General features: G+C 61.7%; 18 protein-coding genes. 12 read left to right on the top strand and 6 right to left on the bottom strand.

Going from position 1 to position 20,454, the window contains the following annotated elements; all coding sequences use genetic code 11:
* Positions 1-249: 249 nt before the first annotated feature.
* Complete coding sequence (locus ODQ19_RS18955; protein WP_330210917.1) at positions 250-717, top strand: DUF1289 domain-containing protein; 468 nt, start codon at positions 250-252, stop codon at positions 715-717.
* Between the two features lie 131 nt (positions 718-848).
* Here ODQ19_RS18955 and ODQ19_RS18950 read toward each other — a convergent pair whose 3' ends face one another.
* The gene (locus ODQ19_RS18950) at positions 849-1,712 is read right to left on the bottom strand and encodes a universal stress protein (RefSeq protein ID WP_034126007.1); all 864 of its coding nucleotides are present in this window, start codon (positions 1,710-1,712) and stop codon (positions 849-851) included.
* Between the two features lie 149 nt (positions 1,713-1,861).
* Here ODQ19_RS18950 and ODQ19_RS18945 point away from each other — a divergent pair, with 149 nt between their 5' ends.
* Positions 1,862-2,464 (top strand): tRNA-(ms[2]io[6]A)-hydroxylase, encoded by a 603-nt coding sequence (locus ODQ19_RS18945; RefSeq protein ID WP_330210916.1) that lies wholly within the window; start codon positions 1,862-1,864, stop codon positions 2,462-2,464.
* Here ODQ19_RS18945 and ODQ19_RS18940 read toward each other — a convergent pair.
* Entirely contained in the window at positions 2,420-3,619 is a 1,200-nt protein-coding gene (locus tag ODQ19_RS18940) for an MFS transporter (RefSeq protein ID WP_330210915.1), read from the bottom strand. The genes ODQ19_RS18945 and ODQ19_RS18940 overlap by 45 nt on opposite strands.
* A gap of 157 nt (positions 3,620-3,776) precedes the next feature.
* On the opposite strand from ODQ19_RS18940, the gene ODQ19_RS18935 reads away from it, so the two are divergent.
* Both ODQ19_RS18935 and ODQ19_RS18930 read left to right on the top strand, forming a co-directional pair.
* Positions 3,777-4,484 carry a winged helix-turn-helix domain-containing protein gene (locus ODQ19_RS18935; RefSeq protein WP_330210914.1) on the top strand — a complete coding sequence of 236 codons (708 nt, stop codon included), beginning with the start codon at positions 3,777-3,779 and terminating at the stop codon, positions 4,482-4,484.
* Positions 4,485-5,762 (top strand): ATP-binding protein, encoded by a 1,278-nt coding sequence (locus ODQ19_RS18930; RefSeq protein WP_330210913.1) that lies wholly within the window; start codon positions 4,485-4,487, stop codon positions 5,760-5,762.
* A gap of 140 nt (positions 5,763-5,902) precedes the next feature.
* On the opposite strand, the gene ODQ19_RS18925 is transcribed toward ODQ19_RS18930, so the two are convergent.
* The 3 genes from ODQ19_RS18925 to ODQ19_RS18915 form a co-directional block, all read right to left on the bottom strand.
* Positions 5,903-6,697 carry a MipA/OmpV family protein gene (locus ODQ19_RS18925; RefSeq protein WP_330210912.1) on the bottom strand — a complete coding sequence of 265 codons (795 nt, stop codon included), beginning with the start codon at positions 6,695-6,697 and terminating at the stop codon, positions 5,903-5,905.
* 16 nt (positions 6,698-6,713) lie between these two features.
* Positions 6,714-8,537 (bottom strand): serine hydrolase domain-containing protein, encoded by a 1,824-nt coding sequence (locus tag ODQ19_RS18920; RefSeq protein WP_330210911.1) that lies wholly within the window; start codon positions 8,535-8,537, stop codon positions 6,714-6,716.
* Between the two features lie 223 nt (positions 8,538-8,760).
* Positions 8,761-9,642 (bottom strand): LysR family transcriptional regulator, encoded by an 882-nt coding sequence (locus tag ODQ19_RS18915; protein WP_003191032.1) that lies wholly within the window; start codon positions 9,640-9,642, stop codon positions 8,761-8,763.
* Between the two features lie 284 nt (positions 9,643-9,926).
* On the opposite strand from ODQ19_RS18915, the gene ODQ19_RS18910 reads away from it, so the two are divergent.
* The 8 genes from ODQ19_RS18910 to dctM all read left to right on the top strand — a co-directional run bounded on the left by ODQ19_RS18910 (position 9,927) and on the right by dctM (position 18,566).
* Positions 9,927-10,745, top strand: a complete 819-nt coding sequence (locus ODQ19_RS18910; RefSeq protein WP_330210910.1) for an FAS1-like dehydratase domain-containing protein — start codon at positions 9,927-9,929, stop codon at positions 10,743-10,745.
* 28 nt (positions 10,746-10,773) lie between these two features.
* On the top strand, positions 10,774-11,937 hold the full coding sequence (locus ODQ19_RS18905) for an acyl-CoA dehydrogenase family protein (protein ID WP_330210909.1): 1,164 nt from the start codon (positions 10,774-10,776) through the stop codon (positions 11,935-11,937).
* A gap of 10 nt (positions 11,938-11,947) precedes the next feature.
* A complete protein-coding gene (locus tag ODQ19_RS18900) occupies positions 11,948-13,297 on the top strand; it encodes an MmgE/PrpD family protein (protein ID WP_330210908.1) in 1,350 nt (449 codons plus the stop codon).
* A gap of 10 nt (positions 13,298-13,307) precedes the next feature.
* The gene (locus ODQ19_RS18895; protein WP_330210907.1) at positions 13,308-14,501 is read left to right on the top strand and encodes a CaiB/BaiF CoA transferase family protein; all 1,194 of its coding nucleotides are present in this window, start codon (positions 13,308-13,310) and stop codon (positions 14,499-14,501) included.
* A 14-nt stretch (positions 14,502-14,515) separates the two neighbouring features.
* Entirely contained in the window at positions 14,516-15,331 is an 816-nt protein-coding gene (locus ODQ19_RS18890) for an HpcH/HpaI aldolase/citrate lyase family protein (protein WP_330210906.1), read from the top strand.
* Positions 15,332-15,495: 164 nt separating this feature from the next.
* A complete protein-coding gene (locus ODQ19_RS18885; RefSeq protein ID WP_330210905.1) occupies positions 15,496-16,479 on the top strand; it encodes a TRAP transporter substrate-binding protein in 984 nt (327 codons plus the stop codon).
* A 174-nt stretch (positions 16,480-16,653) separates the two neighbouring features.
* Positions 16,654-17,286 carry a TRAP transporter small permease gene (locus ODQ19_RS18880; RefSeq protein ID WP_019820154.1) on the top strand — a complete coding sequence of 211 codons (633 nt, stop codon included), beginning with the start codon at positions 16,654-16,656 and terminating at the stop codon, positions 17,284-17,286.
* A complete protein-coding gene (gene dctM / locus ODQ19_RS18875; protein WP_057012696.1) occupies positions 17,286-18,566 on the top strand; it encodes a C4-dicarboxylate TRAP transporter large permease protein DctM in 1,281 nt (426 codons plus the stop codon). Before ODQ19_RS18880 ends, dctM begins: the two co-directional genes overlap by 1 nt.
* A gap of 47 nt (positions 18,567-18,613) precedes the next feature.
* Here the strand turns inward: dctM and ODQ19_RS18870 are convergent, their stop codons facing one another.
* A complete protein-coding gene (locus ODQ19_RS18870) occupies positions 18,614-20,248 on the bottom strand; it encodes a methyl-accepting chemotaxis protein (RefSeq protein ID WP_003191044.1) in 1,635 nt (544 codons plus the stop codon).
* Between the last annotated feature and the right edge of the window lie 206 nt (positions 20,249-20,454).

The raw sequence follows: 20,454 nt of genomic DNA, 5'->3' as shown, positions 1-20,454 counted from the left end.
AGCTGATGAGGGTTGGCGCGGGCTCTGACCTACCGGGTCGAACCTGCGCCAACACCGTTCTGAAGGAACGACTGTGCTCGTGACGCTTTGAAAACAGCTTCCAGCGGATTATTGGCGCCTTACAAGGCCGGGTGATTCTACGGCAAAAAAAATCTAAAGGTAAGTTGCCTGGCCAAGTTTGCTGGGTGATCAACCTTAGACAAAGGGCTAACATGGCGCACTGTTTCGCTGATTTGCGTGTTGCTGCCCATGCCCAACCAAACCATCAAGACCCCCTGCGTCGGCCTGTGTTCCACGGTCTACGGCGATCTCGTGTGCCGTGGATGCAAGCGCTTCCACCATGAAGTGATCCAGTGGAATGGCTATAACGAAGAAGAAAAACGCGCGGTCTGGCTCAGGCTTGAGCAGCTGTTGGTGCAGGTCATGGCCGGCAAAGTGGAGGTTTTCGACCCCAAGACCCTGCGCGGGCAGTTGGAGCAACGCAAGATTCGCTTTGTGCCACACCAGTCCGAGTATTGCTGGGCCTACCAGTTGATCGCCCGTGGGGCCCGGGTGATCAATAACCTGGAGGCCTATGGCATGGTGCTGTTGCCGGAGTTTCGCGACTGGGCGCTGCCTGAACTGCGCGATGCCATTGATCGCGAGTTCTTTATCTTGTCCGAGGTGCATTACCAGCGCTATATCGCGCCGGGGTTCTTGAAAGATGCGCTGGGTTAACTGACTGACGAGGTCAATGTAGGAGCGAGCTTGCTCGCGAAAAACTTGAAGGCGCCGGGTTTATTCAGGAAGCGCGCGTTATCGTTGACGTTTTTCGCGAGCAAGCTCGCTCCTACATTTGATCTTCAGTGTCAGGGCTTGGTCGCCAGCTCTTCCAGATGGTCCATGAGCGTCTGCGGCTTGAGCACCAGTACATCGCTTTGCACCGCATCCAGCACCACTTCTGCGGTATTGCCGATCAACGCCCCGGAAATCCCCGTGCGTGCCACCGTGCCGATAATGGTCACCGCCGCCTGCAATCGATGGGCAATATGTGGGATCAGCACATCGGCCGGGCCTTCCTCGATATGCAGGTGCCTGTCGTCCACGTCGAACTCGGCCTGGAAGGCCTTGCATTGCTCGCGGTAGCGCGCCTCGATGGTTTCCTTGAGCTGAAAGGTCGGGTCTGCCGCCGACAGCATGGGCGAGGGGTGAGCGCTGATCACATGCAACTGCGCTTTGGCGAGGCTGGCGATATCAAAGCCATGGTCGATGATCGAATTGTGCAGCGAGCGGTGTTCGCCGTCGGCGTTGCCCACGTCGATGGCCGCCAGGATCACGCCGCCCGCCCAGGGGGTGGCGGTCTTGACCAGCAACACCGGCGTTGGGCAATAGCGCAGCAACTTCCAGTCCGCCGGGGTCAGCAGGGCTTTTTTCAGAGGGTTGTCGGGGAAGTGCTGTTTGATCACCAGGCCACAGCCTTCGGCTTGCTGCACATCGATGATGGTTTCATGCAGGCTGTCGTTCCAGGCCTGCTCGGTGGTGACGCTGTAGCCGTCTTCTTTCAAGCCTTCCTTGAGCAGGCTCAGCAGCGCCGAATGCTCGTGCTTCTTGTCACAGACCAGCAAGTGCAGGTGTGCGTCGGTCACTTTGGCAATCAGCTTGGCACGTTTGAGGGCCAGGCTTTCCGAATGCTCGGGCTCGATGACCACCAGGATGCTGCGGATGGCTTGCATGGTCGGGATCTCCAAAAGGGCGGGCGTTGGATAACTATAGTTGCTGCGACGCAGCCGTCATGTTGATACACATCAAGGCCGGTGGGTGGTGGTCTGCCGCGGGGTCGGTATAATCGGCGCCCTTTTGTGATCCTTTGCCCGTGAGCCCGATGAACCTGCCCGAAATCCATGAATTCCTCGGCTGCCGCACCCCCGATGCCTGGGTCCAGGCCGCGTTGGCCGATCAGGAAACCCTGCTGATCGACCACAAGAACTGCGAATTCAAAGCCGCCAGCACCGCCTTGAGCCTGATGGCCAAGTACTACGGCCACGTTGACCTGATCAACATGATGTCGCGCCTGGCCCGCGAAGAGTTGGTGCACCACGAGCAGGTCATGCGCCTGATGAAAAAGCGCAAGGTCGAGCTGCGTCAACTGCACGCCGGGCGTTATGCCTCGGGTTTACGCAAGGTGGTGCGCAGCCATGAGCCGGTCAAGCTGGTAGATACACTGGTGGTGGGCGCCTTTATCGAAGCGCGCAGTTGCGAGCGTTTCGAAGCGCTGGTGCCGCATTTGGACGAAGAACTCGGCAAGTTCTACTTCGGCTTGCTCAAAAGCGAGGCGCGGCACTTCCAGGGTTACTTGAAGCTGGCTTACCAGTACGGCGACGCCAAGGACATCGCCCAGGTGATCGAGCGGGTGCGGGCTACCGAGCGGGACCTGATCGAATCACCCGACGTCGAGTTCCGCTTTCACAGTGGCGTGCCAGCCTGAGGCCACGGCCACACCGATCAAGGCAGTGATCCCCGCCAGCAGCAGGATCACCGTTGGCGTGCCCAAAGGCGCTGCCAGCACGGCAATCATCAAGCCCGCCAAGGGCTGGGCCAGGTTGTTGAGCAAGGTCATCACGCCAACGGTTTTGCCGAAGTCCTGCACCGGAATCACCCGTTGTCGGGTGCTGCGCAGGTACACGTTGAACATCTTGTCGAAGCCGGTCAGCAGCAGGAACCCCACTGCGTAGGCCCACACGCCGGGGCTGAGCGCTGTGATCAGCGCGCCGACGGTGATCATCGAATACGACAACCCGCCCAGTACCTTCAGCTTCAGTGATGAATGCGCCAGGTAGAACAGAATCGCGATTGTCACCAGCGCCCCGGCGGCTTGCAGCAGGGCATAGGCGTCTTTGCCCGCTGCATAGTGGCCGGTGACCATGGCGGCCGAGGTGGCCAGCGTCACGCCGACCATCAGGTTCACACCGACCGCCAGGACGATGATGCGCTTCAACTCTACCCGGCTGAGGATGTGGGCGAAGGCGGTGCGCAGGGGTTGCAGCCAGTTACCCGGCTGTTGTTCATGGATGTGCAGGTCCACCGTGGTGTTGCGCTGCCAGGTCAGCATCGCCAGGTCTGCCAGCACAAACAGCGCTGCGACGCCTAGTACCACCCATGGCCACGCCCAGACTTCCAGCACCAGCGCCGCCACCAACGGCCCGAGCACCAGCCCGCTCTGGTCGGCGATCTGCGAATAGGACAAGGTCTTGGCGTAGGTGTACTGCTGGAAGATATGCGGCATCACCACTTCCCGCGCCATGATGCCCTGGGTGGTCAACACGCCGCACAACGCGGACAGCATCACCAGCCAATGGATGCCGTCGAACAGCCCATACAACGCCATCGCCACCACGCAGGCCACGGCCCGATACACCTGGCTGATATGCAGGATACGCACCGGGGAAAACCTGTCGCACAGCGCGCCGCACACCGGAAACGCCAGGTAGCGCGGCAGTGACTCGACAAAAAACGCCAACCCCGCCCACGACACGCTTTGAGTGGTCTGGAACACGATCAGTGGCACGATAAACAGCAAAACCTGGTCGGCCAGCCGTGAAAGGAACAGCGAAATGAAGAACGCCAGGTAATCCTTGCGCATAGAACTCCCTGTCAATGGCGTTAAAAAGTGCAGGCTATTTGTTAAAAACTCTTAAAAGCATGAAGCTTCTTCGCTGGGTACTGGCCAGCTGCTTCTGTCGGCCAGCTTGCCACCTATAATGGCCCTATTTCAATCCGCGCATCCACACTGAGAACTTATGGAAAACCTGGGTCTGGGCAAGGTCCTGCTCGTTGAGGACGATGAAAAGCTGGCAGGGCTGGTCTCGCATTTTCTGTCGCAGCATGGTTTCGATGTACGGGTGGTGTACCGGGGTGATGAGGCCCTGGCGGCGTTCCTGGATTTCAAGCCGAAGATCGTCGTGCTCGATCTGATGCTGCCGGGTCAGAGCGGGCTGCATGTCTGCCGCGAGATTCGCAACGTGTCGGACACGCCCATCGTGATCCTCACCGCCAAGGAAGATGACCTGGACCATATCCTTGGCCTAGAGTCCGGTGCTGACGATTATGTGATCAAGCCGATCAAACCGCCGGTGTTGCTGGCGCGCCTGCGTGCGCTGCAGCGCCGCCAGGTGCCCGAGCCCACCGTGCGCGGCGCCCTGGAATTTGGCCGCTTGTCGATTGATCGCAGTTGCCGGGTGGTCCGCCTGGGCGGCGAGACCATTGACCTCACCACGATGGAATTCGAGTTGCTGTGGTTGCTGGCCAGCAGCGCGGGCAAGATTCTCTCTCGCGACGACATCCTCAACCGCATGCGCGGCATTGCTTTTGATGGGCTGAACCGCAGCGTAGACGTGTACATCAGCAAACTGCGCGGCAAGCTCAATGACAACCCCCGCGAGCCGGTGTGCATCAAGACCATCTGGGGCAAGGGCTACCTGTTCAATCCGTTCGCGTGGGAGGTGTAGATGCTGCGCTTGTATCTGCGCCTCTATTTGATTCTCGCGCTCGGCCTGGCCGGGTCGATCTGGCTGGTCAACTTCGGCCTGGACGCTTACATGCCCGAGTCCAACGAGACCTATAACCGTGAAGCCCTGCGTGGCCCAGCGTGGGCCCTGGTGGAACAGCTGCGCCCCGTGCAGGCAGAGGCGCGCCAGGCCCGCCTGGATGAACTGCAACCGCATTACGGCTTGCGGCTCAAACTGGTGCAACGCGACAACCAGCAGTTGAGCGAGCGCGAGCAGAAACTCCTGGCGGCTGGCCAGGTGGTGGTGCGCGAAGACTTCATGAAGTTTCTCGCGCCTATCGACAGCGGCCCCCAATTACTCGAAATCAAATTGCCGGAAGAACCCAAGTGGTTATACCTGTGGGCCTACGGCTTTCTGGGCGTGAGCCTGGCCATCGTCCTGTATTTCTGGGTACGTCCACACTGGCGCGACTTGGAGCACATCCGCCTGGCGGCGCAACGTTTCGGTGACAACGACCTGGGCTCGCGCATCTTGCTGCCGAGCCGCTCCACCGTGCGTTCACTGGCCGGGCACTTCAACCAGATGGCCGAGCGCATCGAAGGTTTGATCGCCAACCAGCGCGAACTCACCAACGCGGTCTCCCACGAATTGCGCACGCCGATTGCGCGGCTGTCATTCGAGCTGGACCAGCTCAGGCAACAAAGCGACCCACGGCAAAGCCGAGCGTTGATCAACGACATGTACGCCGACCTTGGTGAACTGGAAGAAATGGTCTCCGAACTGTTGACCTATGCCAGCCTTGAACCGGGCGCTACCCAGGTCACCCGCGAGCGTATCGAGGCCCACAGTTGGCTCGACAGCGTGATCGGCAGTGTGGCCCTGGAGGCCGAGGCGGAAGGGGTGCAGTTGTCGTTGCGTACCTGTGACGTCGACGTTATCCAGATCGAGCCCCGCTTTATGGCGCGTGCCGTGATCAACCTGCTGCGCAACGCGATTCGTTATGCCGACCGCCGTGTGGAAGTGTCGCTGGTCAAGTTTGGCAGCGGTTACGAAGTGCGGGTCAACGACGATGGGCCGGGAGTGCCGCTGGAGGGCCGCACCAAGATATTCGAGCCCTTCCTGCGCCTTGACGCCAGCCGCGACCGCCGCACAGGCGGATTTGGCCTGGGCCTGGCGCTGGTCAAGCGTGTCAGCCAGTGGCATGGCGGGCAGGTGGAAGTGCAGGATTCGGAGTGGGGTGGGGCGTCGTTTCGAATGACGTGGGCATATGCCGAGTAAGGGGGCTTGCCCCAATGCCATCCTGTAGGAGCGAGCTTGCTCGCGAAAAACCTCAACGATAACGCGTGTTTTCTGGATAAACGCGGCGCCTGCGAGTTTTTCGCGAGCAAGCTCGCTCCTACAGAGGGCAGCTAATTAGATCAGAAGGTGTACTGCAGCTCCCCCGACACCGACGCCTGCAGCCGCTGCTCCACAATCGGGCTCTTGCCTGCTTCATCTGCCAGGTATTGCACATCCAGCAAGGTCGAGAATTTGGTGTGTTCGCTGATTGGCAGGCTCCACGTCAGGCTCATGCCATTGCTGATATTGCCTGCGCCAGCCTTGTAGGCCTTGAAGCGGCTACGGGCGGCCTGGTCGGTGGTCACGCCGTACCAGGTCTGCAGGTAGTTACGGTCACCGAAGTGGCTGTTGAGGCTGGCATCGACCGAGCCGTAGCGGCCTTCATACAGCTGGGTGCCCAGGCTCAACGCCAGGTGGGTGTAGGCCTGGCCCGTGTCTTTTTTGCGGTCGTCTTCCTTGAGTGCATGTTCCAGGGTGGCGCCGATGATCACCGCGCCCAGGGTGTAGGCAGCACTTACCCCCAGTTGCGGGCGGGACTTGATCTCGCCCATGCCTTTGAGGCGGTCGGAGCCGGCATGCAGGCTTTGATTTTTATCCTTGCGTGAGCCGCTGGCGCCGACATAGGTACTGAACTTAAAGGCGCCCCCGTCGTAGCCCCAGCCCAGGCCCCGGTCGGTGTCGAGGAAGATCCCCCAAGGGCTGATGATTTGGCCACCCAGTATAGGGGCGGTGGTGCGTTCGTCGCTGCCGCTGTAGCGGGGCACGTTTGTTGCGCCGGCCTTGAGGCTGTACTGCCAGTCTTCGGCCAGCGCGGTGTTGGCGGTGGCGAGCAGGCACAGTGAGGTCAATGACAGGCACAGGCTTTTTGAGTGCATCAGGGTGTTTTCCTGGTTAAAGATTCAAGGGGGTGTGGGATGAATGGGTGCGTTTGAACGAATAGCCCGAAGCACTCAGGCCGTTGACCTGGCGGCTGACGGTATCGCCCAGGCCGTAGCCGTTGCCGGCCAGCACCGCATGGGCGTTGTCGATGGGCAGCAGGATGTAGTCGGTCAGCGGCTCGCCGTGCAATTGGCCGCGAATCACCAGGAAACCGTCCTCCTGGCGCACGCTGATGCCACTCAATGGCGCGTCGGGTTCATGGCTGCTGAGCACCTGGTAGGTGCCGACCGTGTTGGCCCAGGCGGCGGACAAGGGCGGCGGCTCGATGCGTTCGCCGATGGCAATGCGTTGGCCGTGGCTGCGGGCTGTGAGCATTTGGCGGCCTTGTACCGTGACCACATCCAGCTGTACGCGGCCCAACTCGCCCAGGTCCTGGCGCCAGAACCCCAGTATCTTTTTCTGCGCCCGCAGCCAGCCTTGCTCATCACGCAACAGCTCAAAGTCGTAGCCGGCCAGTTCACCGGTCAAGCGCACATGCTCATCTCTGATGCGGAACACGCCCCAGGCGGTCGCGTAGAAGCCGGCCAGGCGCTTGCGATCCACCGCCGCCGGTACATGGCGCAGTTTGAGGCCATGGCTCGGTGCCTGGCAGTCATCGGCGCACACGGGATGGCCTGTCTGAGCCTGGAGCATCAGGCGCAGGCTGTCGGTGGTCAGCGACACCACCATGTCTTCGGCGTTGCTGTCGTTGGCCATGATGATCACGGCCAGTTGCTGATCCGGCAGCAGGGTCAACTGGGCCACGAAGTCGTCGCCGCCACCGCTGTGCTGGTAGGTGCGCACGCCGGGGCCGATGGGCTCGTCACCACAGGGCGCCAAGAACCAGCCCAAGCCCATCTGGCAGTCGAAATCCAGGGCGTTGCCGGTGTTTTGCTGGGTAAACATGGCGTCGATAGAAGCGCTGCCGAGGATCTGGCTGCCCTTGTAGGTGCCGTTGGCAAACAGCATGCGCACGTAGCGGCTGAGGTCTTTGGGGCTGGTCCACAGGCCACCGGCGGCGAGGTCACGCACCTGGGCGTCGGTGCTGGCCTTGCCGTCCTCGTAGCCGTGGGCGCGATAGCTCATTTGCGCACCGGTGCCCAAGAAACTGGACTGGTTCATTCGCAAGGGTGTGAGCAGGCTGCTTTGCAACTGGGCTTCGAAGCTTTTGCCGCTGCTGCGTTCGATGGCGGCACCGACCAAGGCATAGCCAAGGTTGGAATACGCCACCTGGGAGCCCGGCAGGCTGCTCAGCCACACACCCGACACACGCATCGGCATTTGCCCCATGGCATAGGTGCTGCGCAGGTCGCGCAGGTGCTCGCTGGGCAAGCCGGATTGATGGCTGAGCAAGCGCCGCAAGGTGATCGCTCGATCCGCCTCGGCCTGGTCGCTGTGAAAGCGGGAGCGTACGTAGAACTCACGCAGGGTCTGCTGGATCGGCGCATCCAGCGCCAGGTGTTGCTGCTCCACCAGTTGCAGCGCCGCCGTGGCGGTCAGCAGCTTGGAGATGCCACCGGCGCGAAACGCGGTATTGGGCGTGACCGGCACCCCCAGGTCTTTGTCAGCCAGGCCAAAGCCGCGGGCCCAGATCAGCTCCTGGCCATTGACCAGGGCAATCGACAATCCCGCCACATTGTCCCGAGCCATCTCCCGGGGAATGCGGGTTTGCAGGTAGCGGATGATTGCACCGTAATCGCCTTTTTGAATCGGCGGCGGGGCAGGCGGTTGCGAGTGGCAACCGATACTGCTCAACAGGCAACCCAATAGCGGAATACCGCGCAGTCTGCGAAACATCAAGAGCACCCGAGTGATGATTTGGATGCTGGAATGCTAGGGCGGCGGGGGCTGAGAATCTTTGAGTGCTTTGTCGGGAAACTGTCAAAGACTGTTAACGGCAAACTGTAGGAGCGAGGGGGACGCCTAGTTCTTGCTCGCGAAAAACTCGCAGGCGCCGCGTTTATCCAGAAAACACGCGTTATCGTTGACGTTTTTCGCGAGCAAGCTCGCTCCTACACGATCACGGCATCAACGTGGCGATCAGCGCGCGAATGGTCCCCGGCAGCGCTTCCAGCTCGCGTACCAGGATGCTGCGCTCGCGAATCGCCCAGGGCTCGTCCAGTTTCACCGTCACCAGCTGCATGGTGCGGCTGTGACGCAGGGCGGCGGACTCTGGAATGATGCCAATGCCCACGCCGGCCTCGACCATCCGGCAGATCGCCTCGAAGCTCGAGACCTGGATACGCAGCGACAATTGCTTGCCCAGGCGCTCGACGTGTTCACGCAGGAAGCTCAACAGCGTGCTGCCTTCATGCAGGCCGATATGCTGATACGCCAGGGTCTGTTCAAGGGTCACCGAAGGCAGGTCGGCCAAGGGATGCCCGACGGGCACCATCAGCACCAGTTCATCGGTGCTGAAATGCAACACCTGCAGGCCGGAGGCTTCCACGGGGCCGGCGATGATACCCATGTCACTGGTGCCATCGAGCACCCCGCGCACGATGTCCCGTGACAGGCGTTCCTGCAGGTCGACGGTGACGCCCGGTCGCTGCGACAGAAAGCCTGCCAGGACCTCCGGCAAAAACTCGGTGACCGCCGTGGTGTTGGCGAAGATACGGATATGCCCGGCCGAATCCACGCCGTATTGGGTGAACTCGCTTTTGAGGTAATCCACCTGGCGCATGATCAACCGCGCATGGTGCAACAGCCGCTCACCTGCCGGAGTGATTTCCACGCCCCGGCTGTCGCGGTACAACAGGCGCGTGTCGAGCTGGCCTTCCAGGGCCTTGATCCGCGCACTGGCGGCGGCCGGCGACAGGAAGGCGCGCTTGGCACCCTGGGTGAGGCTGGGCGATTCGGCGATATGGATAAACAGGCGCAGGTCGGCGAGATCGAAGTGCATGCAAAACTCCCGGACAACAGGTTTCCTGTGGGAGCTGGCTTGCTGTGGCGAGGGAGCTTGCTCCCGCTCGACAGCGCAGCTGGAGCCGGCTTTTTTGGGGGCGCTACGCACCCCAGCGCAAGCAAGCTTGCTCGCCACAGCAAGCCAGCTCCCACATTGGATCGCGGTGTGGCTGTAAGCGTTCAGCATAACCGAACGCTGGTTTATTGAAATGCAAATTCTCAGAACGGGCTGGCCCTTGCATGATCCACGGCAGACACCCACTGCCTGAGGACCTGCACCCGATGAGCGCTACTGATTGGATCGGCCGATGTGAGACCGCCTACGACCATTTGAGCCATAACCTGCTCAAGCGCATCGCCGCGACATTAGGTGAAGAGGTGCCTGCCGACGGCGACGCTATGCCTGCGTTGTGGCAATGGTGTTTTTTCCAGGACCCGTTGCCGGAATCGGCCTTGGGCAGCGATGGCCACCCCGCACGCGGCGGGTTCCTGCCGCCGGCCGATAACCGCAATCGCATGTGGGCCGGTGGGCGTGTTGAATTTCTGCACCCGCTGCGGGCTGGCGAGGCGGCTACGCGCGTATCGACCATCACCCAGGTCGAAGAAAAGACCGGACGCACTGGTTCACTGTTATTTGTCACCGTGCGCCATGACTACTCCCAGGAAGGACGCCTGGCCATCCGCGAGGAGCAGGACATCGTCTACCGCGAGCCCACGCCACCCAAGCCTGGCAGCGGCGACGCGCTGGCCCGGGGCGAATGGACAGAGGCCGTCGAGCCGACGCCGACCCTGTTGTTCCGCTACAGCGCCGTCACGTTCAACGGCCACCGCATCCATTACGACTACCCCTATGTCACCTGCACCGAAGGCTATGCCGGCCTGGTGGTACATGGCCCGCTGATCGCCACCTTGAACCTGCGTGCGTTCTGCCGGGCGCACCCTGAGGCGACCCTGCGCCGTTTTGCCTATCGCGGTGTGCGCCCACTGATAGCGCCACAGCCTTTTGAGGTCGGCGGGCGCATCACCGCAACCGGCGTCGCAGAACTCTGGGCTGGCAACCCTGAAGGCTTGGCGCAGACCGCCCAGGTGCATTTCGAATAACCCGATAACAACAGGCGGAGAGCCGTTAATGAATGCCCATGACAACGAAGAACTCAATGCCATCCGCGACGGCGTGCGCGCCTTGTGCGCCGAGTTCGATGCCGCTTACTGGCGCAAGATCGATGAAGAAAAAGGCTTCCCCGAAGCCTTCGTCAAGGCCCTGACCGACGCCGGCTGGCTGTCGGCAATGATCCCCGAGGAATACGGCGGTTCCGGCCTGGGCCTGGCCGAAGCCTCGGTGATCCTTGAGGAGGTCAACCGCTGCGGCGGAAATTCGGGCACCGTGCACGGCCAGATGTACAACATGTTCACCCTGCTGCGTCATGGCAGCGAGGCGCAAAAGCGCTACTACCTGCCCAAGCTGGCCAGCGGTGAATCGCGCTTGCAGTCGATGGCCGTCACCGAACCCACTACCGGCACCGACACCACCAAGATCAAGACCACGGCGATCAAGCGCGACGACAAGTACGTGATCAACGGCCAGAAAGTCTGGATCTCACGGGTACAGCATTCCGACCTGATGATTCTGTTGGCTCGCACCACGCCTTTGGCCGAAGTAAAGAAAAAGTCCGAAGGCATGTCGATCTTCCTGGTGGACCTGCGCCAGGCCATCGGCAACGGCCTCACCGTGCAGCCCATCGCCAATATGGTCAACCATGAGACCAACGAGCTGTTCTTCGACAACCTGGAGCTGCCCCTGGACAGCCTGATTGGCGAGGAGGGCAAGGGTTTCAAATACATCCTCGATGGCCTGAATGCCGAGCGCACCTTGATCGCCGCCGAGTGCATCGGTGACGGCCGCTGGTTTATCGAAAAGGCCAGCGCCTATGCCCGCGACCGTGTGGTGTTTGGCCGGCCCATCGGGCAGAACCAGGGCGTGCAGTTCCCGATTGCCGAGGCGCATATCGAGATCGAAGCGGCCGACCTGATGCGCTGGCGCGCTTGTGAAGAGTACGACAGCGGCAAGAACGCCGGGGCCAGTGCCAACATGGCCAAGTATCTGGCGGCCAAGGCGTCCTGGGAAGCGGCCAACGCCTGCCTGCAAACCCACGGCGGCTTCGGCTTTGCCTGCGAGTACGACGTGGAGCGCAAATTCCGCGAGACCCGCCTGTATCAGGTAGCGCCGATCTCCACCAACCTGATCCTGTCCTACGTGGCCGAGCATTTGCTCGAACTGCCACGTAGCTTTTGAGGGCCTGAGCATGAGCCCTACCCAAGCCCTGTGCCGGTTCCTGGCCGAGCTGACTTACCCTCAGTTGCCCGAACACGTGCTGGCGCGTACCGAAGAGCTGTACCTGGATTGGCTCGCGTCCGCCTTGGCCAGCCAAGGCGCGCATCCGATTCCCCTGTTTGAACGCTACGCGCAGAAGATGGGCCCGAGCAGCGGCCCGGCCCAGGTGATCGTCAACGGCACCGGCACCAGCGCGTATTTCGCCGCACTGGTCAACGCTGCCTCCTCACACCTGGTGGAGCAGGATGACCTGCACAACAGTTCCGTGCTGCACCCGGCCACCGTGGTGTTTCCCGCCGCGTTGGCGGCTGCCCAGGACCTCGGCAAGTCTGGCCGTGAACTGTTGCTGGCCTCGGTGGCCGGCTATGAGGCGGGGATTCGCATCGGTGAGTTCATGGGCCGTTCCCACTACCGCATCTTCCACACCACGGCCACGGTCGGCACCCTGGCGGCGGCGGTCGCGGTGGGCAAGTTGCTCGATTTCAACGAAGAACAATTCATCAACCTGCTCGGCAGCGCCGGCACCCAGGCTGCCGGGCTGTGGGAGTTTCTGCGCGATGCCGCCGACTCCAAGCAACTGCACACGGCCAAGGCGGCGGCGGACGGCTTGCTCGCGGCTTACCTTACGGCCGATGGGCTGACCGGCGCGCGCAATATCCTTGAAGGTGACCAAGGTTTGGCGGCAGGTATGTCCAGTGACGCCGAACCAGGCAAACTGTGCGCTGGCTTGGGCAGCCGTTGGGCGCTGGTGGAAACCTCGTTCAAGTTCCACGCCTCCTGTCGCCACACCCATCCTGCTGCCGATGCGCTGCTGGACGTGATGCAGCGTGAAGGCCTGAGTGCTGCGCAGATTTCCCAGGTGCAAACCCATGTGCACCAAGGCGCCATTGACGTACTCGGCCGAGTGACGGTGCCGGCCACCGTGCATCAGGCAAAATTCTCCATGGGCACCGTGCTTGGGCTGATCGCTATGCATGGCAAAGCCGGGTTGCCTGAATTCCATGAGCTGGCGTTGACCGATCCTGCGGTCGCGGCGTTTCGCGACAAGGTTTGCATGACCCTGGACCCCCAGGTCGACAGCGCCTACCCGCAACGCTGGCTGGGCCGCGTCACCGTCACCACCACCGATGGCCGCACGTTGCACGGTGCCATTGATGAACCCAAGGGCGACCCGGGCAACACCTTGAACCGTGCCGAGCTGGCGGACAAGTTCCAGCGCCTGGCCCGCTTCAGCGGCGCCCGCACCCCGGCCCAGGCCAACCACCTGATCGAGCAGGTGTGGAACCTGCGCACTACCGCGTCCATGGCCCATTGGCTTTGAGGGATTTGTCATGACTGAACAACGACCGCTGGACGGCATCACCGTCGTCAGCCTGGAACACGCGATTGCCGCGCCATTCTGTACGCGCCAACTGGCCGATCTCGGTGCCCGGGTCATCAAGGTCGAACGCCCCGGCACTGGCGATTTCGCCCGTGGTTATGACGAGCGGGTGCGCGGCCTGGCGTCGCATTTCGTCTGGACCAACCGCTCCAAGGAAAGCCTGACCCTGGACCTCAAGCAGGACGAGGCGGGCGCCATTCTGGATGCGCTGCTGGCCGATGCTGATGTGCTGGTGCAGAACCTTGCCCCCGGCGCTGCGGCGCGCATGGGCTTATCGTTCGAGGCGCTGCACGCGCGCTTTCCACGGCTGATCGTCTGCGATATTTCCGGCTACGGCGAAGGCGGGCCCTACGAGAAAAAGAAAGCCTACGACCTGCTGATCCAGAGCGAGGGCGGCTTTCTCTCGGTGACCGGAGGCCCAGAAGAAGAACAGATGGCCAAGGCTGGTTGCTCCATCGCGGATATCTCCGCCGGGATGTACGCCTACAGCGGCATTCTGTCGGCACTGCTGCTACGCGGCAAAACCGGCCAGGGCAGCCGCATCGATGTGAGCATGCTCGAAAGCCTGGTGGAGTGGATGGGCTACCCGATGTACTACGCCTTCGACGGCGCGGCGCCGCCACCGCGTGCGGGTGCCGCGCATTCGACGATTTACCCCTACGGGCCGTTTCCCACCGGGGGCGGCGGCACGGTGATGCTCGGCTTGCAGAACGAGCGCGAATGGGCGGCGTTCTGCGACAAAGTACTGCTCACCCCGGCATTGGCGACGGACGAGCGCTTCAGCGCCAATTTCAAGCGCTCGGCCAACCGCGAGGTGCTGCGCCAGATCATCGTGGAGCGCTTTGCCCAACTGAACGTCGAGGCGGTGATCCAGCGCCTGGAAGACGCGCAAATTGCCAGCGCGCGGGTCAACGACATGCAAGGCGTGTGGGACCACCCGCAACTCAAGGCCCGCGACAGCTGGCGCGACGTCGACAGCCCGGCGGGGCCGTTGCCGTCGCTGCTGCCACCGGCCCGTAACGCCGCGTTTACCCCGCGCATGGACGGCGTTCCAGCGCTGGGGCAACACAGCCAAGGCATCCTCGATCAGTTGGGGTACTCCATTGAGGCCATTAACCACCTGCGCGAGCGCGGCGTTATCTAATCAGGAATCAAGTGATGCCAAAGCCTTTAGTACGTTCTGCGCTGTTTGTGCCGGGCAGCCGCCCGGAGCGGTTTGCCAAGGCCCTGGCCAGCGGCGCCGACGCAGTGATTGTGGATTTTGAAGACGCGGTGGAAGAACCGCTCAAACCTCAGGCCCGGGATAATCTGAGGGCATTCCTGTGCGCCCATCCCGAGGCTCAGGTGTGGGTGCGCATCAACGCGCCGCAACATGCCGAGCATTTTGAGGACGTGGCCTTCTGCAAGGCCCATGCAAATGTGGCCGGGGTGTTGCTGCCCAAGGTCGAAAGCGCGGCCCAGGTGGCGGTGGTGGCGGCGACCGGCAAGGCTATCTGGCCGATTATCGAAAGCGCACGGGGTTTGCTGGCACTGGCGCAGATTGCCCAGGCGCCCCAGGTGGAGCGCCTGTCATTCGGTGGCTTGGACCTGGCGCTGGACCTGAACCTGTGCAGTCACTCCCGTGCCGCCGAATTGGCCCTCGACCAGGCGCGCCTGGCGCTGATCGTGCACTCGCGCGCCGCTGGCCTGGCGGCGCCGCTGGACGGCGTGCACCCGGCCATCGACGACCCCGAAGGCCTGCACCGCTCGATCCGGCACGCTTATGAAATGGGCTTTGCCGGGGCGTTGTGCATTCACCCCAAGCAAGTGGCGGTGATCCATGCCGCACTGGCGCCGAGCGCCGAAGAGCTGGCGTGGGCCAGACGGGTGGTGGAGGCGGGCGCTCATGGGGCAGGGGCTTATCAGATAGATGGGCAGATGGTGGATGCGCCGGTGTTGCTGCGCGCGCAACGGCTGCTGGCCACGCAACTGTAACTGACAAAACCGGGAACAAAGTGTGGGAGCTGGCTTGCCTGCTCCCACCCTGAAGTCAGGCCTGCGTTCGGCCAGGCCGAACGCAGGTATCTAAAATTCGAAATTCACGACACGCGTTACATCAGGCACCTTGCCTTAAACACAACAATAAGAAGGTGATTCCCATGCTCAAGCTTTCCCGGGCGCTGCTGTGCGCCGCCACCTTGTTTACCGCAGGCCTGGCCCAGGCGGCAGACCCGATTGTGATCAAGTTCGCCCACGTGGTGGCCGAAAACACCCCTAAAGGCCAGGGCGCGCTGCTGTTCAAAAAACTTGCTGAAGAGCGCCTGCCCGGCAAGGTCAAGGTTGAGGTGTACCCGAACTCGTCGCTGTTTGGCGATGGCAAGGAAATGGAAGCGTTATTGCTGGGCGACGTGCAAATGCTCGCGCCGTCCCTGGCCAAGTTCGAGCATTACACCAAGCAAGTGCAGATCTACGACTTGCCGTTCCTGTTCAACGACCTGGCCGCCGTCGACCGTTTCCAGGCCGCTCAGGGCAAGCAACTGCTGACCTCGATGCAGGATAAAAACATCCTTGGCCTGGCCTATTGGCACAACGGCCTCAAACAACTCTCTGCCAACAAGGCCCTGCATGAACCCAAGGACGCCCGTGGCCTGAAGTTCCGCGTGCAGGCCTCCAGTGTGCTCGAAGAACAGTTCAAGGCGATCCGCGCCAACCCGCGCAAGATGAGCTTTGCCGAGGTTTACCAGGGCCTGCAGACCGGCACCGTGAATGGCACCGAGAACACCTGGTCGAACTATGAAAGCCAGAAGGTCAACGAAGTGCAAAAGTACTTCACCGAGTCCAACCATGGCCTGATCGACTACATGGTGATCACCAACGCGAAGTTCTGGAATGGCTTGGCGCCGGATGTGCGCAGCACCCTGGAACAGATCATGGCCGAGGTCACCGTGGAGGTGAACAAGCAGGCCGAAGCGCTGAACCAGTCGGCCAAGCAGAAGATCGTCGACGCCAAGACCAGCGAAATCATCGAACTGACCCCCGAGCAACGTGCATTGTGGCGCGAAGCCATGCGCCCGGTGTGGCAGAAGTTCGAAGGCGAGATTGGGGCTGACCTGATCAAGGCGGCGGACCAGTCCAACCAGTAATCCCAGGGCATACCGAGATCCAATGTGGGAGCGGGCTTGCTCGCGAAAGCGGTGGGTCAGTCACCAGTGTTATCAACTGACAGACTGTATTCGCGAGCAAGCCCGCTCCCACATTTCGAACCGGTTTTCACCCTGAGCCTTGCATAACCCATCTCTTTTTCGCGAGGTTTTGCCATGCAAACGCTAAGGCGCGTCTGGGAGCACCTGGAGGAAGGCTTTATCGCTTTCCTGCTGGCCGCCATGACCCTGGTGACATTCGTCTACGTCATGCTCAACAACGTCTACACCCTGTTCTTTGCCCTGGCCGACAAATGGGCCTGGAGCAGCGCCTTCTTCAATGCCCTGGGCGACGGCACCATGGCCTGGGCCCAAGAGATGACCTGGAGCGTGGCGCTGACCAAGGCCATGTTCGGCTGGTTGATTTTCTTCGGCATTTCCTACGGCGTGCGCACCGCTGGACACCTCGGCGTGGACGCGCTGGTGCGGCTCACCCGGCGCCCGGTGCAGCGCTTGCTCGGCATGCTCGCCTGCCTGTGCTGCCTGGCCTATGCCGGGCTGTTCATGGTGGCCAGCTACAAGTGGGTGAGTGCGGTGATGACCGCGCATATCGGCGCCGAAGACCTCGACCAGTTCGGCATCGATGTCGGCGACATCGTGGTGATCGTGCCCATTGGCTTTGCCTTGGTCTTGATCCGCTACCTGGAAATTTTCTACCGCATCTTTACCCACCGCCAGGTCGGGTTGGGGTTGGCCGACGAGGCCGGTGAGGCCAGCAAGTTGGCCGGCAGCCATGAGGAGCGTCACTGATGGCCGTGCTCTGTCTGTTTCTGCTGTTGTTCGTGTTCATGTTCCTGGGCGTGCCGATTGCGATTGCCCTGGGGCTGTCCGGTGCGGTGTCGATCCTGATGTTCAGCCAGGACTCAGTGAGTTCCCTGGCGATCAAGCTGTTTGAAACCAGCGACGCCTATACCTTCCTGGCGATTCCGTTTTTCCTGTTGTCCGGTGCCTTCATGACCACCGGCGGCGTGGCCCAGCGGCTGATCGACTTTGCCAACGCCTGTGTCGGGCATATCCGTGGTGGCCTGGCGATTGCGGCGGTACTGGCGTGCATGCTGTTTGCGGCGCTGTCCGGCTCGTCACCGGCCACGGTGGCAGCAGTGGGTTCGATTGCCGTAGCGGGCATGGTGCGTTCCGGTTACCCCAAGGAGTTTGGTGCGGGCATCATCTGCAACGCCGGCACCTTGGGCATCCTGATCCCGCCGTCGATCGTGATGGTGGTGTATTCGGCGGCGACCGAAACCTCGGTGGGCAAGTTGTTTATGGCCGGGGTGATTCCGGGCTTGCTGCTGGGCCTGATGTTGATGATTGCGATCTACATCGTCGCCCGCATCAAGAAACTGCCGGCGCAACCCCGGGCGACGTTCCGTGAGTGGCTGAGTTGCGCACGCCGGGCGTTCTGGGGCCTGTTGCTGCTGGTGATTATCCTCGGCGGTATTTACAGCGGCATGTTCACCCCGACCGAAGCGGCGGCGGTGGCGGCGGTGTATTCGGCGTTTGTCGCGCTGTTCGTCTACAAGGACATGAAGCTGCGCGACTGCCCCAAGGTGCTGCTGGAGTCGGGGCGCTTGTCGATCATGCTGATGTTCATCATCGCCAACGCCATGCTGTTTGCCCACGTGCTGACCACCGAGCAGATCCCGCAGGAAATCACGGCCTGGGTGATCTCCGAAGGGCTGACGCCGATTGGCTTTTTGATCATGGTCAACGTGGTGTTGCTGATTGCCGGCAGCTTTATGGAGCCTTCGGCCATTGTGCTGATCCTGGCGCCGATCTTTTTTCCGATTGCAATGAAGCTGGGCATTGATCCGATTCACCTGGGCATCGTGATGGTGGTGAACATGGAAATTGGTCTGGTGCATCCACCGGTGGGGCTGAACCTGTTCGTGACCTCGGCGGTGACGGGGCTGACCCTGGGGCAGACTATTCGCGCGGCGATGCCGTGGCTGATGATTCTGTTGGTGTTCCTGATCATGGTCACCTACCTGCCGTTCATTTCCCTCGCGCTGCCGCAGTGGCTGGGGATGTGACGCCGCTGGACGGTGGGAGAGGGCAGCCCTCCCACCGCTGAGGGACATCAGACCTTGAACTGACGCAAAAGCCCATCAAGCTGTTCACTCAACCCACGCAACTGTGCACTCGCCACGCTGGATTGCTCCGCCGCCAGCGCGGTGCTGTGGGACAGCCCGGCCGCTTGGGTGACGTTCTGGTTGATGTCTTCCACCACGTGGGCCTGTTGTAGGGTGGCGCTGGCTATCGAGGCGTTCAGGCCGTTGAGGTTGTGCAGCGCCTGGCCGATGGCGGTGAGGCTTGCGCCCGCCTGGCCGGCTTGTTCAATGGTCAGTTGCGAGGCGCTGTGGCTGTCGCTGATGACCTTGACCGCCGCTTCGGAGTGGCCTTGCAGGCGCTCGATCATCACTTGGATCTCGGCGGTGGATTTCTGCGTGCGCTGGGCCAGCAGGCGCACCTCATCGGCGACCACTGCAAACCCACGGCCTTGCTCGCCCGCACGGGCGGCTTCGATGGCGGCGTTGAGGGCGAGCAGATTGGTCTGGTCGGCGATAGAGCGGATCACCTCCAATACCCCGCCGATCTGCGTGCTTTCGCTGGAGAGCGTACGGATCACCTCCACGGCCTGGCTGATGGTGGTGGAGAGTTGGTCGATCTGCTGCAAGCTGCCGTCGATATTGACCTGGCCCTGCTGTGCCTGTGCCTGGGCATCGCGCATTTCGCTGGCGGCGTGCTCGGCATTCTTGGCCACGTCCTGCACGCCGTAGGTGACTTCGTTGATGGCGGTGGCCACCAGTTCCATCTGCTGCGACTGCTGCTGGCTGCGGTCATGGGCCTGGCTGGCGTTGTGGCCCAGCTCGGTAGACGACTGGCCCAGGGCGTTCGCGCACACCTGCAACTGGCCGACCACCTGGCGCAGCTTGGCGGTGAAACTATTGAAGTGCTGGGCCAGTTGCGTCAATTCATCACGGCCGTGGGTGTCGAGGCTGTGGGTCAGGTCACTTTCGCCACTGGCAATGTTGCCCATGGCATTCACCGCCGCCTGCAACGGCTGCACGATGCTGCGGGCAATCAGCACCACCAGCACGGCCATCATCAGCGCAATGCCCAGGCCAATGGCCGAGGCTTTCCACACCTGGCCCCTGAATTCGGCCTGTACATCGTCCACGTAGACGCCGGAGCCGATAATCCAGCCCCAGGGTTCGAACAGTTGAATGTACGAGGTTTTCTCTACCGGCGCTTCGGCGCCAGGCTTGGGCCAGCGGTAGTTGACGATGCCGGCGCCCTTGGCCTTGGCCAGGCTCACGAATTCGTTGAACACCGCGAAACCGTCTGGGTCGCGAATCGCCGAGAGGTTCTGGCCGTCGAGCTTGGGGTTGGCCGCGTGCATGATCATCACGGGGGTGAGGTCGTTGATCCAGAAGTAATCATCGTGGTCATAACGCAGCCCGCGCACCGCGCTCAGGGCCTGTTGTTGCGCGGCGTCGCGGGTCAGTACGCCGGTTTTTTCCAGGTTCTGGTAATAGCTGAGTACGCCACTGGCGGTCTGCACTACGTGCTGGGTCTGCTGGCGCTTGGCCTGGTAGAGGTCGCCGTGGATCTGGTTGAGCATCAACAGCCCCAAGGCCAGCAGCATCAACACGGCGACTATCAGGATCAGCCAAAGGCGGCGGCTGATCGACATGCTGCGCAAACTGTTCATCGTCCTGTCACTCCCTGCTCTTTATAATTGTGGTGCTGCTTCGAGATTTCCGGCGTGTCTGATAGGCTTTCGGCCCGGAATCGAAAAACCTGAGTACTGCCTGATTTTTCACGGAATTTTTGCAGACCGGCGTTGAGAATCAACCGCGGGCGCTTGTGTGCGCTCGTCGTCAGTGAACTTAAAAAAGACTAAGAGGCATGCCACGC

Origin of the sequence: Pseudomonas sp. AM4(2022) (assembly GCF_036346515.1) — a bacterium.
Lineage (GTDB): Bacteria > Pseudomonadota > Gammaproteobacteria > Pseudomonadales > Pseudomonadaceae > Aquipseudomonas > Aquipseudomonas paracarnis.
This window is presented reverse-complemented; position numbering and strand designations above follow the sequence as displayed.

What these genes read in the sequence shown, in the direction of transcription:
- ODQ19_RS18955 (WP_330210917.1), top strand. Translation starts at nt 250, where the DNA reads ATGCCCAACCAAACCATCAAGACCCCCTGCGTCGGCCTGTGTTCCACG.
- ODQ19_RS18950 (WP_034126007.1), bottom strand. Translation starts at nt 1,712, where the DNA reads ATGCAAGCCATCCGCAGCATCCTGGTGGTCATCGAGCCCGAGCATTCG.
- ODQ19_RS18945 (WP_330210916.1), top strand. Translation starts at nt 1,862, where the DNA reads ATGAACCTGCCCGAAATCCATGAATTCCTCGGCTGCCGCACCCCCGAT.
- ODQ19_RS18940 (WP_330210915.1), bottom strand. Translation starts at nt 3,619, where the DNA reads ATGCGCAAGGATTACCTGGCGTTCTTCATTTCGCTGTTCCTTTCACGG.
- ODQ19_RS18935 (WP_330210914.1), top strand. Translation starts at nt 3,777, where the DNA reads ATGGAAAACCTGGGTCTGGGCAAGGTCCTGCTCGTTGAGGACGATGAA.
- ODQ19_RS18930 (WP_330210913.1), top strand. Translation starts at nt 4,485, where the DNA reads ATGCTGCGCTTGTATCTGCGCCTCTATTTGATTCTCGCGCTCGGCCTG.
- ODQ19_RS18925 (WP_330210912.1), bottom strand. Translation starts at nt 6,697, where the DNA reads ATGCACTCAAAAAGCCTGTGCCTGTCATTGACCTCACTGTGCCTGCTC.
- ODQ19_RS18920 (WP_330210911.1), bottom strand. Translation starts at nt 8,537, where the DNA reads ATGTTTCGCAGACTGCGCGGTATTCCGCTATTGGGTTGCCTGTTGAGC.
- ODQ19_RS18915 (WP_003191032.1), bottom strand. Translation starts at nt 9,642, where the DNA reads ATGCACTTCGATCTCGCCGACCTGCGCCTGTTTATCCATATCGCCGAA.
- ODQ19_RS18910 (WP_330210910.1), top strand. Translation starts at nt 9,927, where the DNA reads ATGAGCGCTACTGATTGGATCGGCCGATGTGAGACCGCCTACGACCAT.
- ODQ19_RS18905 (WP_330210909.1), top strand. Translation starts at nt 10,774, where the DNA reads ATGAATGCCCATGACAACGAAGAACTCAATGCCATCCGCGACGGCGTG.
- ODQ19_RS18900 (WP_330210908.1), top strand. Translation starts at nt 11,948, where the DNA reads ATGAGCCCTACCCAAGCCCTGTGCCGGTTCCTGGCCGAGCTGACTTAC.
- ODQ19_RS18895 (WP_330210907.1), top strand. Translation starts at nt 13,308, where the DNA reads ATGACTGAACAACGACCGCTGGACGGCATCACCGTCGTCAGCCTGGAA.
- ODQ19_RS18890 (WP_330210906.1), top strand. Translation starts at nt 14,516, where the DNA reads ATGCCAAAGCCTTTAGTACGTTCTGCGCTGTTTGTGCCGGGCAGCCGC.
- ODQ19_RS18885 (WP_330210905.1), top strand. Translation starts at nt 15,496, where the DNA reads ATGCTCAAGCTTTCCCGGGCGCTGCTGTGCGCCGCCACCTTGTTTACC.
- ODQ19_RS18880 (WP_019820154.1), top strand. Translation starts at nt 16,654, where the DNA reads ATGCAAACGCTAAGGCGCGTCTGGGAGCACCTGGAGGAAGGCTTTATC.
- dctM (WP_057012696.1), top strand. Translation starts at nt 17,286, where the DNA reads ATGGCCGTGCTCTGTCTGTTTCTGCTGTTGTTCGTGTTCATGTTCCTG.
- ODQ19_RS18870 (WP_003191044.1), bottom strand. Translation starts at nt 20,248, where the DNA reads ATGAACAGTTTGCGCAGCATGTCGATCAGCCGCCGCCTTTGGCTGATC.